Source organism: Candidatus Bathyarchaeota archaeon, assembly GCA_026014465.1.
In the GTDB taxonomy this organism is placed as follows: domain Archaea; phylum Thermoproteota; class Bathyarchaeia; order Bathyarchaeales; family Bathycorpusculaceae; genus JADGNF01.
Genome location: JAOZID010000010.1, coordinates 591,194 through 604,918, shown reverse-complemented (window position 1 = coordinate 604,918; position 13,725 = coordinate 591,194). Strand labels below are relative to the sequence as shown.

The following is a 13,725-nucleotide window of genomic DNA, read 5'->3' as shown; positions in this document are numbered from 1 at the left end:
CTTTCCATCACCTATATTCGCACCGCCCTTTTTAAGATGCCTTGGTGCTGCATGAGCGTGGTTAGATTGTTGTTTTGTGGTTTTTTAGGAATTCTTGTATCTGGAACGGTTCTCCGTGTCCGGGGTAAACGGTGTTTACTTTGAGTTGCTTGAGTTTTTCGATGCTTTGTTCGAATGCTTGGTCGTCGTCCATTATCGTGTTTTTCTCGGGTTGGCTTTTGTTTTCTATTAGGTCGCCGCAGAATAGGTCACCTTGGGGGGTTAGGATGCCTATGGAGCCTTTGGAGTGCCCTGGCAGATGCAGGATTTGGGCGTTGAGTCCAAAATTGGATATGTTGTAGTTGTCTTCGAAGCATAGGTCGGGGGTGAATCGGTCAGGTTTGTTTAGGCGGGTGCGTAGGAAAACGACGAGAATTTTGCCAAAGAAACGCATCAACGCTGAGATGTCGCGGTTATAGAATAAGTCGCCTTTTTCGACCATGCCTATGTCGTTGCGGTGCATGGCAATTTTTGTTTGGTATTTCTCGCGAAAGTAGGCGGCGTTTCCGCTATGGTCAAAATCTCCATGTGTCAAGACGATTAGCTGTAGTTTTCCTGGTGTGCAGCCTGCGGTTTCGAGTTGTTGTTCTATGTCGCTGCGGCGTTTAGAGAATCCCGTGTCAATTAGTACGAAGTCTTCGTTGTTTTTGATTAGGTAGCAGTTTACACCGCCAAAGGTTATTGCTTTTATCGTGTGAGTCATGACAGCCGCCTTAATTTGTTCTTCTTTGTGGTTATAAAACCTTCCATATTCCACTTTGTGCTAAATCAAACAAAACTTAAACGTGAAATTTGCCTATCATAATGCGGGGTCTTTGGGTGAAATTGTAATCTATTCTTTTTGCTTGCTGTTTTGACTACTAATTATTGCTCCAATTGAATTGATGGTTTCATAGCTAAGTATGCTTGCGTTGCTGCTATCCAAGCAATAATTTGCACCGCACCTCCCACACTTGGCAAAAACAAAACAGTCATCGCTGGCGCCAAGCCAGTGAAAACCAACAACGCCGCAAATACCCCAAAGACGATGTTCACCACACCACTTACTATTAGTATCTTCCCAACGGTGCCAAATTTTGGCACACGAGATTTGTCTGCAAGAGCACTGAACGCTTTGTTGTAAAACAGCATTTGAATCAAAGTGGCTATAGCTGCGACTATGAACGCGTACGGTATGTAACCCATAACTGCTTCAAACAATTCAGGCACAGCAATAGGTTGCGTGTGTGCATAGTTTATGCCTTGGATAATTCCCTCCAAATTCGCTAAAACCGCGGCAAATGTTACGCCTACACTGATTACGCTGGCTACTATGCTGGTCAAGAAGCCATAAAGCATGTGGTTGAAGATTGCGGGTTCGCGGTAGTCTTTGCTCAAACCGTACATAGTAACAAAAAGCAAGATGATGCCTACAAAGCCCACTACGCCAAAACTGGCTCCGATTCCAATGAACGTTGAAGTTGGATAAAAAACTTGTATTGTGCTTATGTATACTGCAATTGAACTGCAAATGATTAGTATTGCGCTTACAACGCCCAGTGTCCTGTTTGCCTCGATAGTCAATTAGTGCGCCTCTGGCAAGGTAACTCGCCGTATGGTGATTGTGGTGGCTGTGAGGATTCCTGCAACAAATAGTCAATTAGTGCGCCTCTGGCAAGGTAACTCGCCCCTGCTGAATAAGCCTTTTGCAGCAAAAAGCCTGCTGCCGTAGCGTTTTAGATGCGGCGTGGGAATAGCTTTTATTCTTTGGGTACGTTGTAGTTGGGTGAGCATTTCGTATTTGGAGCACACACGATGATTTACTTGGGCTTGGATGACACCGACAGCTTGAATTCTCGTGGAACTGGCAGGTTAGCCAGAGACGTCGCCACAGCCATAGCTCAAGACTACCCCGTATTTGGCGTTACCCGACATCAACTGCTCGTGCACCCTGACATACCCTTCACCTCACACAACAGCTGCGCCGTCATCCACATAGACGCACCAAAAACCGCCGCCGACCCCATATTCGAAACCGCCAAGAAGCTGCTGCTTAGCGATTTCATAGAGGGCAGCGACCCAGGATTAGCCATAGCGGACGGCAGCCAGATTGCGCCTGCAGTGGTTGCGTTTGGTCAAGACGCCAAAACATCCATCACCAATCAGGAACGCGCAAAAAGCGTGGCACGACACAGCAAAATACGGTTGGAAGGCTTGGGTGGAACCTGCGGAGGCATAATTGGTGCGGTTGCAGGTTTAGGCCTTGCTTCTTTGGGTAACGACGGCAGGTTTTTGCTAAAAGGCAAGAACCGCGAGTTGACAGGTGTTCGTTCCGTGCAAGAAGTACTGAGCGCGGGCATCGACCAAGTTGTCAAAGCAAACGGCGAAACCGTAACGTCGGGACAAATCACGGTTCTAAAAAACGCTACACCGTCGTTTCTGCAAGGTCGCGTGGTGCTCTTTGTAGAAGAATGCGATAACTGCCTAGTTGCAGTGAAGAGGGCTTAACATGGAAGTAAAACAGAAATTGGTAGTGGCTTTCGCCATTTTTGCTTTAATGATTGTTTCAGTGATTGTTATTCAGTGGACTTTTCTAAGTCAAGACCCTAATTTGTCTGCGCCTACGAGTTACGCGTTGGATGAAACCTTTACCGCGCAGAGTTTTCTGTATGGTCCACAAGCTTGGGCGCCTTACTATTCTAAAATGCCCATAGTTCCAGACGGCGACGTCAACGGCGAAACCACGTATCATCTCCTGTTTGTAGATTTGAATGCGACCTCGAATCTGGACGCGACTTTCCCGTGTGTGCGGGTGGATTACGAGTTTTCTGGCCTGCAGGGAACTGCGGCTTTCCACATTTACGGTTACATACATGAAAACGACGGGATTTCTTGGACAAACCGCGTAGACGGTTCAGGAGCAAACGGCTACTACGTCACGGCTTCTGCGTCGTCTGGTAAGGCAAGTGCAGTGCAAAACGCCCAAGTTCTACCCGATAGCACAAACGTTAACGTTAAAGTCTCCAACCAAGCAGGCGCAACCTACGACGACTTCGGAGACGAAACCTACTACATGAAATTCGAAAAAGACGGTGGCGGATTAAACTCCATGCACATAACCACTGACCCCAGCAACCCCACAGGCGACGTAACAACCACCGAAGATTTAGAAGGCACCTTCTACGTGAACTTTACAGGGTCGCGCGTGCAGGACAACTTTGTTCTCCTTGTAGCTGTAGACGGCGCCATAACTGAAGATTTCGCGCTTCACCTGCAATCCAGCATCCCTGACTAACCGAGGGCAAACGGGTGAAGCAAAAATACTTCTCGGTATCCGAAGTTTGCTTCTTATCTCTCATGGCTGCAATGGTCTACGTTCTCAAGACGTTCTTCAAAACTCCCATGCGCGTGCCCGGACATAACGCCCTTTTATGGGTCATTCCCTTCATCATCAGCATTGGGCTCCTTCGCAAGTTCGGTTCAGGCACCTACATCGGCGTTCTTTCAGGTCTGCTCATAGGTTCCATTGGCATGAGCGATGAGGGACTAATCAAAGTCGTTGAATACGTAGTGATGGGAGCCACCATGGACATCATGGCAATTTTCTTCAAAGGACACCTAAGCAACATGTTCGTTGGCTTCTTGCTGGGCGCCTTTGGCAGCTTCGCAAAAATGCTTGTAAACTACTACACCTCCGTCCTAATCGGCTCTAGCGCTAACCTAATCTTAGCAGGCATAGGCGTTGCAGGAGTATCCCACTTAGTTTTCGGAGGCGCAGGCGGCATAATCGCTGCAATTATCCTAAGCCGCGTAAAAGTCATACACTTCCCTGGCAGAGCAGAAAAACCCAAAAACAACGCCAAAGACAAACCGCCGCCTCAGCTTTGCAAACTCCCATAACCCCAGTTTTGCAGCCGTCGCTTCTTTGCTTGTTTGGACAGGCTGTACGCTGGGAGTGTTTTAGCCTAAAAAAGTGTGTGTGGTAAGAAAGGAAGGAGTGTGGTTTGAAGTGTGACTCGTTTGTTTGTGGGTTTAGCTTCCTTGGGTGGAGGCGTCGATGATGTTTTTGATTTCTGCGTTTAGCTGTTCAGGTAAGCCTAGTATGCCTGCGTCCATGAATCCTCGAATGATTAGGGAGACTGCTTCGTCGTGTGTTAGTTTTCGGGTCATTAGGTAGGTGATTTCTTTTTCGCTGATTTTGCCTACGGCGGCTTCATGGGTGATTTCTACGCCTTTTTTCTTGGCGATTAACTCGGGGATGGATTGTAGTACTGATATGTCGTCCATGAGTAGTCCTTGGCATTCTAGGTGTCCTTTGCATTCGGTGTTGTCGCCTTCGATGAGTCCGCGTATTGCCATGTTGGAGCCTTCACGTGCTATGGCGCGGCTTACCATCTCTGCTTTGCTGCCCCTGCCCGCTAAAACCGCTTTTGAACCCACGTCTAAATTGCTGTTTTTCTGTCCGTACAGGATGCTGTTGAAGCTTGCGCGGGATTCGACTCCTTTGCAGTAAGCTACGGGGTACATTTGCATGTCACGTACGGGGCGCATGCATACGTAGTTTGAGACGAATGTGGCGTTGTCTTCGATTTCTGTGGCGCTTCGGGGACGCACTTTGGTTTCTTCGCTCCACTGGTGGATCATGGTGAAGTTTAGCATGGCACCTTTTTTGACGTAGATTTCGCTAACGCCTATGTGGGAGGCGTTTGTTACTCCTGAGTGTTGCAGGCAGCTGGTGATTAGGTGGGATTTGGAGTTTTCTTCGGCTATGATGATGTTGTGCACGCGTTGCTCCAAGTTTTTTTGTGTAATCATAAGGCATGACTGTAGTGGGAAAGTTAATTCTGCGCCGGGCATGATGCGCATGAAGTAGCCGCCGCTGTATTCCTCTGCTACTTTGCGGGTGTACTCGTCTTTGTCTTTGGAGACGATTTTCCACATGTAATCTTCGAGCCAGTCGTACTTTTTTAGGGCATCTTTTATGTCCATCATTTCCAGTTTGCCCTCGTAGAGCTGGTTCACTTTGGATGCTATGGTTTCTTGGTCTACATGGTAGAAGGTGCCTGAACGTTTCTCTTCGTCAGATTCCATTCCTGCTTTTTGGGCTTCTTCAAGAATCTGATGTGGAATATCTACAAGTTCACTCTTTTTGCTCACTTTCCCATCCCTCGGATTTTCTTCTTCTGCAAGCTACGCATTCTTCGTAACCCATTTTTTTAATGTCTTTATAGATTTCTCTTGGGGCTGTGAAGCAGTGGAATTGTCCGCTTAGAAGTATGCAGCCGTATTCTGCTTTTACGTGCTCTAAAATGTCGCCTTTATGCGTGATGACTAGGGCGCTGCCGCCGGTGCTTGCCACGTAGTTTTGGATTTGGTCTGCTATGAGGCTTAAGCTTTCTACGTCTACTCCGCTGTCAGGTTCATCAAGAAGCAAAAGCTTTGGCTTGAGGAAGATAAGCTGGAGAATTTCGCTGCGTTTTCTTTCGCCACCTGAAAAACCTACGTTAATATCGCGGTCCAAAAACCTTGTTAGCCTAAAGTTTTCGATTTGTTTTTTCTCTTCTTCGCTAAACTCGTCAGCGGCTGTCTTGCCCACGCACAGTTTAAGCAAATCACCCAGTTTTATACCTGCTATTTCGGGGGGATTTTGGAAGCTAACCACCATGCCCAGTTTAGCACGTTCATCCACGGTCGCGTTGGTTATGTCTTGTCCCATGAAAGAGATTTTTCCTGAAACAACTTCGTACCCAGGAAGACCCATAAGCGTACTTATGAGCGTAGTTTTTCCTGAACCGTTTGGCCCAAAAAGTATGTGACTAACGCCTTTTTTGAGGCTGAAAGAAACATTTTTCAGGATAAGCTTGTCTTCGACTTTCACCGACAAGTCTTTAACATCAAGGATATCCATCGTTGGTCAAGTAGCATACCTTCACGAAAAACATAAACCTTGTTGAACAAAAAACCGTTACTGCACGAATCCCATGACGTATTCGTCAATTGCCTGCATGAATTTGTCTTCCACGTTCACGCCGTGATGCTCTGAGAGTATAAACATCAAATGCAACGCTCCCGCAAGCAACTGCCCCAACTCTTCCTTATCTGCCTTTGTTCCCGCCTGCTCTGCAGCTGCTATTTTTTGGGCGATTTTCTGCACCTTGCTTAGCAGCTCCGCTGCGGTTTCAGATGCCTTTTGGGAGCTGCCTTGCTTGGTTTGGAATTTCTTGAATGTTTTCCAACTAAGGTACTGGGCGTCGTTAACTGTTAGCGACAACTACTTCACCACCCTATAAGGCGTTGAAGATGGATACAAAGTTTTTCTTAACCTTAGTTTTTGAAGTGGATTCGCTGCGGAGGGTTTTGGTTTGTTGATTATGGATTCATAAGGTTTTATTTGCCGTTTCATGGATAATCCTACTGTCTGTAGCGTAAATTGCAAGTTCCCAACCTTTACGTGAACGGGAAGCCTTATGCCAAAAACTCCAAAAATCACTGAACCAGAATTTAACGAACTCTTACTCTCAGTCATTGACGACGTCTTATCCACGTTAGGTGAAAAATCAAAACACGCTATCTACCAATGCATGGAGAAAAATTTTAACATAAAACAGCACGAGATTCCAGACCGCTTGGACGATTTTGCGCATGGACTAGAAGAAGTTTTCGGGATCGGCTCCAAACCCCTTGAAGTAATGTTCATGCAAAAGCTCTACTCGAAAATTCAAAGCGACTTTGGACCCATAAAACCCGAAGACTTCACTTTCCTAAACTACGTGGGTCAAATCAAGAAAACCGTTTGCGTCAACAAAGAAGCGCTTCTTGCAAAACTTACACAAACCGAGGATTGTTTAACAGAAAACAACTTCAATTTGCTTCTTAACCTGATTGCTGACCCCACAGTGATAATTGATGAACAGGGCAAATTTATTTGTATGAACACTGCGTACGAACGTGTTATCGGTTCTGCAGACGGCTGGATAGGCAGGTCCTTTTTTGATTTACCCAATTTACCCGAGGACAGCAAAAAACTGCTTGGTCAGAACTTCAAGAAAAGAAATACCGGTCAAAAGGTGGAACCTTACGAAGTTGACATCGCTGACCATTTAGGCGTGATTCGCCAGTTCGAGATTAACGCGAAAAAAATCAGTTATGCTGAGAGGAACGCTATTCTAGTTATTTGCCGCGAGGTAACTCACCGAAGAAAAGCCGAGGAGCAGCTAAAAGAGTACACTGAAAAACTTGAGGATTTGGTTGCGAAAAAAGCCAGCCAAATTAAAGAGAACGAAGAGAAACTGCAAAGCATCCTTGATTCTTCCCCTGACGCCATCGTGGTAACTGACTCCAAAGCTGTCATCAAAGACTGCAACATGGCAACCGTCAACCTGTTTGGTTACTCCTCCAAAGCCGAACTCATCGGCAAAGCCAGTTTGGATTTTGTGCATTTTGATGAACATAAATCTGCGGTTTCGTTGTGGGAGATAATTCTTGCTCGGGGCAAAGCCAGCAACGTTCGTTACACTTTGATGGATAAAGACGGCAAAAATATGCATTGTGAAATTTCTGTTAGCTCCATCAAGTATCCTTCTTCGGTTTCTGAAGATTTTGTTGTAACTATCAAGGATATTACTGATGAGGTTAAGCATCAACACGCTTTAGCTGAAAGTGAAGAGAAATTCCGAGGCATCGTTGAAAACTCTGCTGACGTTGTCATGGTGTCTAATTCAGAAAACGTCATTGAATACCTGAGTCCCTCCAGCTATAACGTGTTAGGTTACAAACCCGAAGAACTCGTTGGTACTTCACCTTCCATATTCTACCCTGAAGACGTAGAATTAATTAACAAAAACATTTCCAGCGCCTTATCTGGCAAAAAAGGCGCCGACCTAGAATACCGCATATTAGACTCAACTGGGAAAATACGCTGGATTTCTCATTCTTGGTCACCCATATTGGAAAACGGCAAGGTCAAGTCTGTTCTGAGTATTTTGCGTGGCATCACTGAGAAAAAGAAGCTTGAGGAAGATTTGAGGACAAGCGAGGAAATGTTCCGAGCCATAAGCACCAGCGCGCTAGACGCTATACTGTTGCTGGATGCTGAAGGCCAAGTTATCTACTGGAACCCCGCAGCCGAAAAAATCTTTGGCTACAACGAAAAAGAAGCCATGGGGCGGTGCTGGTCAAAAATAATTAACCCTTCCAACACCTGCAAAGACCCCCGCGACATTTTGAACCAACTGGTTTCCAATGCTTCAACTGAAAAACATTTACAAATTGACGCTCTACGCAAAGACGGCGCCGAATTCCCCATAGAATTATCCATGAACACTCTAACAGCAAATAACCAACCCTGCTTCCTAACAATCGTCCGCGACATATCCGAAAGAAAGAAACTAGAAATGGGTCTCAAACAGGAACGCGACCTACTAGAAACTGTAACTGAAAACATAGGCGCAGGGCTTGCTATCATAGACAAGAACTACCGTGTAACTTGGACTAACAGGTTTTTCAAGCATATGCACCCCAATTTGAAGAAAAAATTCTGTTTTTCAATCTTTAACAATCGGACTTCTGTTTGTCCTAACTGTGGGGTTAAGAAGGTTTTTGAAGGGGCGCCTTTTGATACTCACGAGGTTTCTTCGGTTGCGCCTAATGGGAAGCGTTTTTGGACGGAGCTTATTGTTACTCCTATAAAGGATGCTGATGGTAATGTGGTTTCTGCGTTGGAGCTTGCAGTGAATGCGACTGAACGTAAATTGTTGGAGAACAAGTTGGCGGAGTATTCGCAAAAGCTAGAGCAGATTGTTGCTCAACGGACTTTGCAGCTAAAGAAAGCTCAAGAGCAGCTTGTGAAGTCTGAACGGTTAGCCGCTATTGGTGAACTCGCGGGCATGATAGGGCATGATTTGCGTAACCCGTTAACCAGCATAAAAGGCGCAACGTATTACCTGAACACGAAGCATGGGAAACATTTGGATGCTGCTAGCCAAGAAATGATGCGTACCATTGAGAAAAGCATTGAGTACAGCAACAAAATCGTTAACGACCTCTTAGATTACTCCAAAGAACTTAACGTGGAACTTACGCAAACAACTTCAAAACAGCTCCTGCAAACCGCCGTAAACCTGCTCAAAATTCCCCCTGACATCAACGTAATCGATAAAACACATGAAACCCCCGCATTCAAAGCAGACGTAAACAAACTCGTACGCGTCTTCATAAACCTCATCAAAAACGCCTTCGACGCCATGCCCTCCGGTGGAGCCCTCACCGTCACAAGCCGCGAATCAAAAAGCAAAGTAACAATTAGCTTCAAAGACACAGGCGAAGGCATGACCCCCGCAACCCTAAGCAAACTATGGACACCCCTATTCACCACCAAAGCAAAAGGCATGGGCTTTGGATTAGCCATATGCAAACGCATCGTAGAGTCGCACGGCGGAAAAATCACTGTCACAAGCAAAGTGGGCAAAGGAACAACCTTCACCATGACATTACCCATAAAGCCAAAGCTTGTTGCTGAATCCAAACCCGAAACCGTCAGCCTATCCATTGCAAACATGGACAACACAATGGTGCAACACACCTAACCCCCTCAACTCTCAGGATTTGCAGCGCATAAACCCCCCACTTTTACCATTGTTTTTGTCTTCACTTTGTTTAAGATCTAATCTTTGCTTTTCAACGCGCAAAAACTTATAAGTAGCCCCAACTAACGAGAACAAAAATAAGAAGCAAGCGCCTTTGGCTTATTAGCCGCTTTATATTTCTGCTTGTTTCTTGTTTTGGAGTCGTTAATTCGTGACTACTACTAAAAAAACTGAAACACTTCCTGTAACTCAAGAATCATTTGCACAAAACGCCCACAAAAACGTTACCCCCAGTAACTGGCACGATTACAAGTGGCAGCTGGCTAATTCCATACGAACTATCACTGCTTTTGAAAAACTCACCGGGATTACTTTTACCAAAAAAGAACGCAAGGAACTTGAAAAAACCATTGAAAAGTTTCCGATGAGCATAACACCTTATTATGCGTCGTTGATTGAAAAAGAAAACTATCAGAATGACCCTATTTTTAAGCAGTCTTTCCCCAGCCCTTCTGAGTTGATAATTTCGCGGTATGACATGTCTGATCCGTTGCATGAAGACAAAGACAGCCCCGTAAAAGGCATAACCCACCGTTACCCCGACAGAGTACTGTTTTTGGTCAGCAACCGCTGCTCCATGTACTGCCGCCACTGCACCCGCAAACGCAAAGTCGGCGACTCCGACTACATCCCCTCCAAAGAGCAAATCCTAGAAGGAATCAACTACATTAAAAACAACCGTCAAGTCCGCGACGTACTGCTCTCAGGCGGCGACCCCTTCATGCTCCCCGACGACTACCTAGACTGGGTCTTAACCGAACTACGCAAAATCCCCCACGTAGAAATAATACGCATCGGCTCACGCATGCCCGTGGTTTTGCCCTACCGCATAACCGACGACCTGGTGAACATGCTCAAAAAACATCACCCCATCTGGCTAAACACCCACTTCAACCACCCCCGAGAACTTACGCGCTCTGCAAAAGCCGCCGTTCGCAAACTAGCCGACGCTGGTATTCCCTTGGGAAACCAGTCCGTGCTGCTTGCAGGCGTCAACGACTGCCCCCGTATCATGAAAAAACTCAACCACAAGCTTGTACAAAACCGTGTGCGCCCCTACTACCTGTTCCAATGCGACCTATCCGAAGGGTTATCTCATTTCCGCACCCCCATCGGCAAAGGCATAGAAATCATCGAAAGCCTCGTAGGTCACACCAGCGGCTTTGCAGTCCCAACATATGTAGTAGACGCCCCTGGAGGCGGAGGAAAAATCCCCGTCATGCCCAACTACCTTATCTCATGGTCAACCAACAAGGTCGTACTGCGCAACTACGAAGGTGTCATAACTACGTATAAGGAGCCTGATAGTTATGAGCCGATTTTCTGTGACCGTAACTGTGACGACTGTGCTTTGCAGTTAAAGCTTGACGAAGCCGACGAGACAAAAGCTATCGGTGTAGAACGGTTGCTAACCGACGCTGACGACCAAATCGCGCTGGTTCCCCAAGAAAACATGCGTATCAGCCGCCGAAGCAAAAAACGCAAACCCAAAAGTGCAGACGATGCCAAACAGTAACTCCCCCCCTTTTAATATCCGCAACGTCAAAATCGCAGACATAAAACACGTCTATCCCCTTTTAACCGCCAACCAGCCCTACGTGGGCTTGAACTCGCGTTACACCTATTTCCTGTTAGCCAAAGACTTCTCAAGCACCTGCGTCGTAGCCGAACACCAAGGCAAAATCGTCGCTTTCAGCTCAGGATACGTCCCCCCACAACGGCCTGACACTTTTTTTAGCTGGGAAGCCGTCGTGCACCAACACTACCGCGGGCACGCCCTGCAAAAACGCATGCTGCTACATCAAATCAACGCCGCAAACGTCCAATATTTCGAGGGCACCGTAAACCCCTCCAACGACGCCTCCAGAAAAAGCTTCCAAGGCCTAGCCAAGCAGTTACATGCCCGCTGCGAAGAAACTTTGCTGTTTAGCGAAGAAGACTTTGGCAACGACGGACACGAAGCCGAGTACCTACTGCGAATCGGACCCATAGCCCCAGAAGAAATCAAAAAACAGCTGTTGCGGTTCAATTGTGGTTTTAATGTTGGTACAAAATAGTTTGATGTTGCTTTTTTCTTTAGCTGCTTTGTCTGTTCACGGCTTTCGTGTGGGTCTTTGATTTGGCGTTTTGTTTGCCGCATTTTTCTGGAGATTCTTTTGTTGCTGTTTTTTGTTGAATTAGAATTACTTTTGCGTAGAAAGTAACTCTTATATCTTTGGTTTGCGTACACCCTTTGGGTGTAACTTTGGAAACGATCCCGTGGGTTCATTTTATTTGTGGTGCTTCTTTTTTAGAACTCAACTTCTGTTTCTGTCAGCGTTTTGTGAGGATTCTTTGTGAATAAGCCTAACCGCGGAATTGTTGCTCCTGAAGTTTTAGTTCTGTTTAGACTTTCCAGAGGGGCTAAGTCACGGAAAAGAATTCTGAAATCTTTGGTTTGCACGCCAAAAAACTGCAGTCAAATAGCTAAAGATGTGGGTCTAGACTGGTGGACAGTTCAAAAACACTTGCGTTATCTCTTGAAAGAGAACATAGTTAAAAGCTTGAGTTTTGGTAATTCAAAGTTTTATCAACTTACACAGAAAGGCGTAGATGCTAGCGCGGTTGTTTTGTCCGAGGATACAGATAACGTTAGCGTTGCAAGCGATAATTTTGAGTATGAATCATCAGAGGCTAGTGCGTAATGTCCATGAGCAAGGTATTGGTTGGGTTTGATTTGGGTCTGAATCGTCCAAAGTCTCTTAAAATTCGTGTGCACAATGAAGCCCATCAATTAAAAAGGAGGGAAAAGAGTATGCAAATAAAACTTCTTTCAAAAACCATCATTATTGCAGTCCTTCTTGTATCCATGCTTTCTGTAGGTATAGCTAACGCAGCAGAGGCAGGACCATTATCCAAATCAGCAACATCAACCCCTGGAGCTACGCATGGTTCACTTTTCGCAAGCATATACGTCTACTACGACGACCAAACATACGCTATCGACTGGAGCAAATCTTCATGCAGCCCCAGTTATGCACCTGGCCTTGGTGACTTCTCACAAGATACACTGAGAAACCTGCAGAACCCCTATAACTGTGAAGCCTACATCTCTGGCAGTTTTGACCCTTGGTTCGCTGATGACTGGTCTGGTTATGCTCAAGCTTGGGCTTATCCAAGCTACCTTGCGAATCAGGCAGATGCAGAAGCTTATTGGACTTGGGATTAGTAGGGTATACTAAATGATGACCGAAAAAAAACCGTTTTGGCTTTGCCTGATCTTCTCCCTTTTTATTTGCTGTTACGCCGCGTCTGTATGTAGTGGTCTTGAAGTCAATACAACATATTCGGTAGAGTTAACACGAACCTCCAGCAGTAGCGATTCATCCTCACTTTTGGTGCTCACCAATGGCACTGTCATATCCTCCAAGAACTTGAACGTGACTTTTTCCATCACCCCAAAAGCAGGAGATACCTGCGAAGCTTATATCGCCCTCAAAGGCGAATCATTTAGCAGCAACTCCACCGTCCAAGGTGTCATAATCAATGGGCAATTAATCATCGACGGTGTGTCCTCGATTTTTCTTGTATCACCTGATGCCCTTGTTGAAGACCAAGAAATCGTGTTGACAGAAACCGAAAAATGGAGCCTAATTGGAAATGTAACCAGTAGAACTTCAAAGCCGCAGACAGTTATAAACGACCTGTTCTTAAATGCTATAACTGTGGAAGCTTTCCATGTTGCCGACTCAACTGTAAGTATGCCCTCGGTTCTAAGTTTTGCATCCGATTCAGGCATACTTGTTGTATCTGCTTTCTCTTTGAGCGATATTCTACTCAACGAACTGGGCGTAGACTACATCCAAGGCGGCGTTTTCAGGTTGTCTTCTTATTCAGAAAACCTAAACATACACCTGTTTCCGTATGTAAACTGGTTCCCCATATACCTGATTTTGATAGCCGCGGCTATTTTCGGGGTTTTAGTTGCTTTTATGTACCGGTCTAAAGCTAAAAAGAAGCGAATACGCAAAAACTCCTTAAAAACAAAGTTCATGGAGCGTTTAGTCTTTGAACAGAAATAATT

General features: G+C 45.8%; 14 protein-coding genes. 9 read left to right on the top strand and 5 right to left on the bottom strand.

Annotated features, from left to right (window positions below):
• Positions 1-61: 61 nt before the first annotated feature.
• Both NWF04_05200 and NWF04_05195 read right to left on the bottom strand, forming a co-directional pair.
• The gene (locus tag NWF04_05200) at positions 62-742 is read right to left on the bottom strand and encodes an MBL fold metallo-hydrolase (protein MCW4005978.1); all 681 of its coding nucleotides are present in this window, start codon (positions 740-742) and stop codon (positions 62-64) included.
• A gap of 161 nt (positions 743-903) precedes the next feature.
• Positions 904-1,602 (bottom strand): DUF996 domain-containing protein, encoded by a 699-nt coding sequence (locus NWF04_05195; GenBank protein ID MCW4005977.1) that lies wholly within the window; start codon positions 1,600-1,602, stop codon positions 904-906.
• 231 nt (positions 1,603-1,833) lie between these two features.
• Between NWF04_05195 and NWF04_05190 the strand changes: the two genes are divergently transcribed.
• From NWF04_05190 to NWF04_05180, 3 genes are read left to right on the top strand one after another with little or no spacing between them, the layout of a single operon-like run.
• Positions 1,834-2,526 (top strand): ABC transporter substrate-binding protein, encoded by a 693-nt coding sequence (locus tag NWF04_05190; GenBank protein MCW4005976.1) that lies wholly within the window; start codon positions 1,834-1,836, stop codon positions 2,524-2,526.
• 1 nt (position 2,527) lies between these two features.
• On the top strand, positions 2,528-3,313 hold the full coding sequence (locus tag NWF04_05185) for a hypothetical protein (protein ID MCW4005975.1): 786 nt from the start codon (positions 2,528-2,530) through the stop codon (positions 3,311-3,313).
• 14 nt (positions 3,314-3,327) lie between these two features.
• A complete protein-coding gene (locus tag NWF04_05180; GenBank protein MCW4005974.1) occupies positions 3,328-3,918 on the top strand; it encodes a cobalt ABC transporter permease in 591 nt (196 codons plus the stop codon).
• Between the two features lie 132 nt (positions 3,919-4,050).
• Here the strand turns inward: NWF04_05180 and NWF04_05175 are convergent, their stop codons facing one another.
• From NWF04_05175 to NWF04_05165, 3 genes are read right to left on the bottom strand one after another with little or no spacing between them, the layout of a single operon-like run.
• Entirely contained in the window at positions 4,051-5,175 is a 1,125-nt protein-coding gene (locus NWF04_05175; GenBank protein ID MCW4005973.1) for a SufD family Fe-S cluster assembly protein, read from the bottom strand.
• The gene (gene sufC, locus NWF04_05170; protein ID MCW4005972.1) at positions 5,159-5,926 is read right to left on the bottom strand and encodes a Fe-S cluster assembly ATPase SufC; all 768 of its coding nucleotides are present in this window, start codon (positions 5,924-5,926) and stop codon (positions 5,159-5,161) included. The genes NWF04_05175 and sufC overlap by 17 nt, the downstream gene beginning before the upstream one ends.
• A 57-nt stretch (positions 5,927-5,983) precedes the next feature.
• The gene (locus tag NWF04_05165; protein ID MCW4005971.1) at positions 5,984-6,289 is read right to left on the bottom strand and encodes a hypothetical protein; all 306 of its coding nucleotides are present in this window, start codon (positions 6,287-6,289) and stop codon (positions 5,984-5,986) included.
• A 196-nt stretch (positions 6,290-6,485) separates the two neighbouring features.
• Here NWF04_05165 and NWF04_05160 point away from each other — a divergent pair, with 196 nt between their 5' ends.
• The 6 genes from NWF04_05160 to NWF04_05135 all read left to right on the top strand — a co-directional run bounded on the left by NWF04_05160 (position 6,486) and on the right by NWF04_05135 (position 13,723).
• Positions 6,486-9,602, top strand: coding sequence for a PAS domain S-box protein (locus NWF04_05160; GenBank protein MCW4005970.1), 3,117 nt, complete (start codon positions 6,486-6,488; stop codon positions 9,600-9,602).
• A gap of 211 nt (positions 9,603-9,813) precedes the next feature.
• A complete protein-coding gene (ablA, locus tag NWF04_05155) occupies positions 9,814-11,178 on the top strand; it encodes a lysine 2,3-aminomutase (protein ID MCW4005969.1) in 1,365 nt (454 codons plus the stop codon).
• Positions 11,165-11,719, top strand: coding sequence for a diaminobutyrate acetyltransferase (gene ectA / locus NWF04_05150; protein ID MCW4005968.1), 555 nt, complete (start codon positions 11,165-11,167; stop codon positions 11,717-11,719). The genes ablA and ectA overlap by 14 nt, the downstream gene beginning before the upstream one ends.
• A gap of 279 nt (positions 11,720-11,998) precedes the next feature.
• On the top strand, positions 11,999-12,346 hold the full coding sequence (locus tag NWF04_05145; protein ID MCW4005967.1) for a helix-turn-helix domain-containing protein: 348 nt from the start codon (positions 11,999-12,001) through the stop codon (positions 12,344-12,346).
• A 110-nt stretch (positions 12,347-12,456) separates the two neighbouring features.
• Positions 12,457-12,870 carry a hypothetical protein gene (locus NWF04_05140; GenBank protein ID MCW4005966.1) on the top strand — a complete coding sequence of 138 codons (414 nt, stop codon included), beginning with the start codon at positions 12,457-12,459 and terminating at the stop codon, positions 12,868-12,870.
• Between the two features lie 13 nt (positions 12,871-12,883).
• Positions 12,884-13,723: a hypothetical protein gene (locus NWF04_05135; protein ID MCW4005965.1), complete on the top strand. Its 840-nt coding sequence runs from the start codon at positions 12,884-12,886 to the stop codon at positions 13,721-13,723.
• Positions 13,724-13,725: the final 2 nt, after the last annotated feature.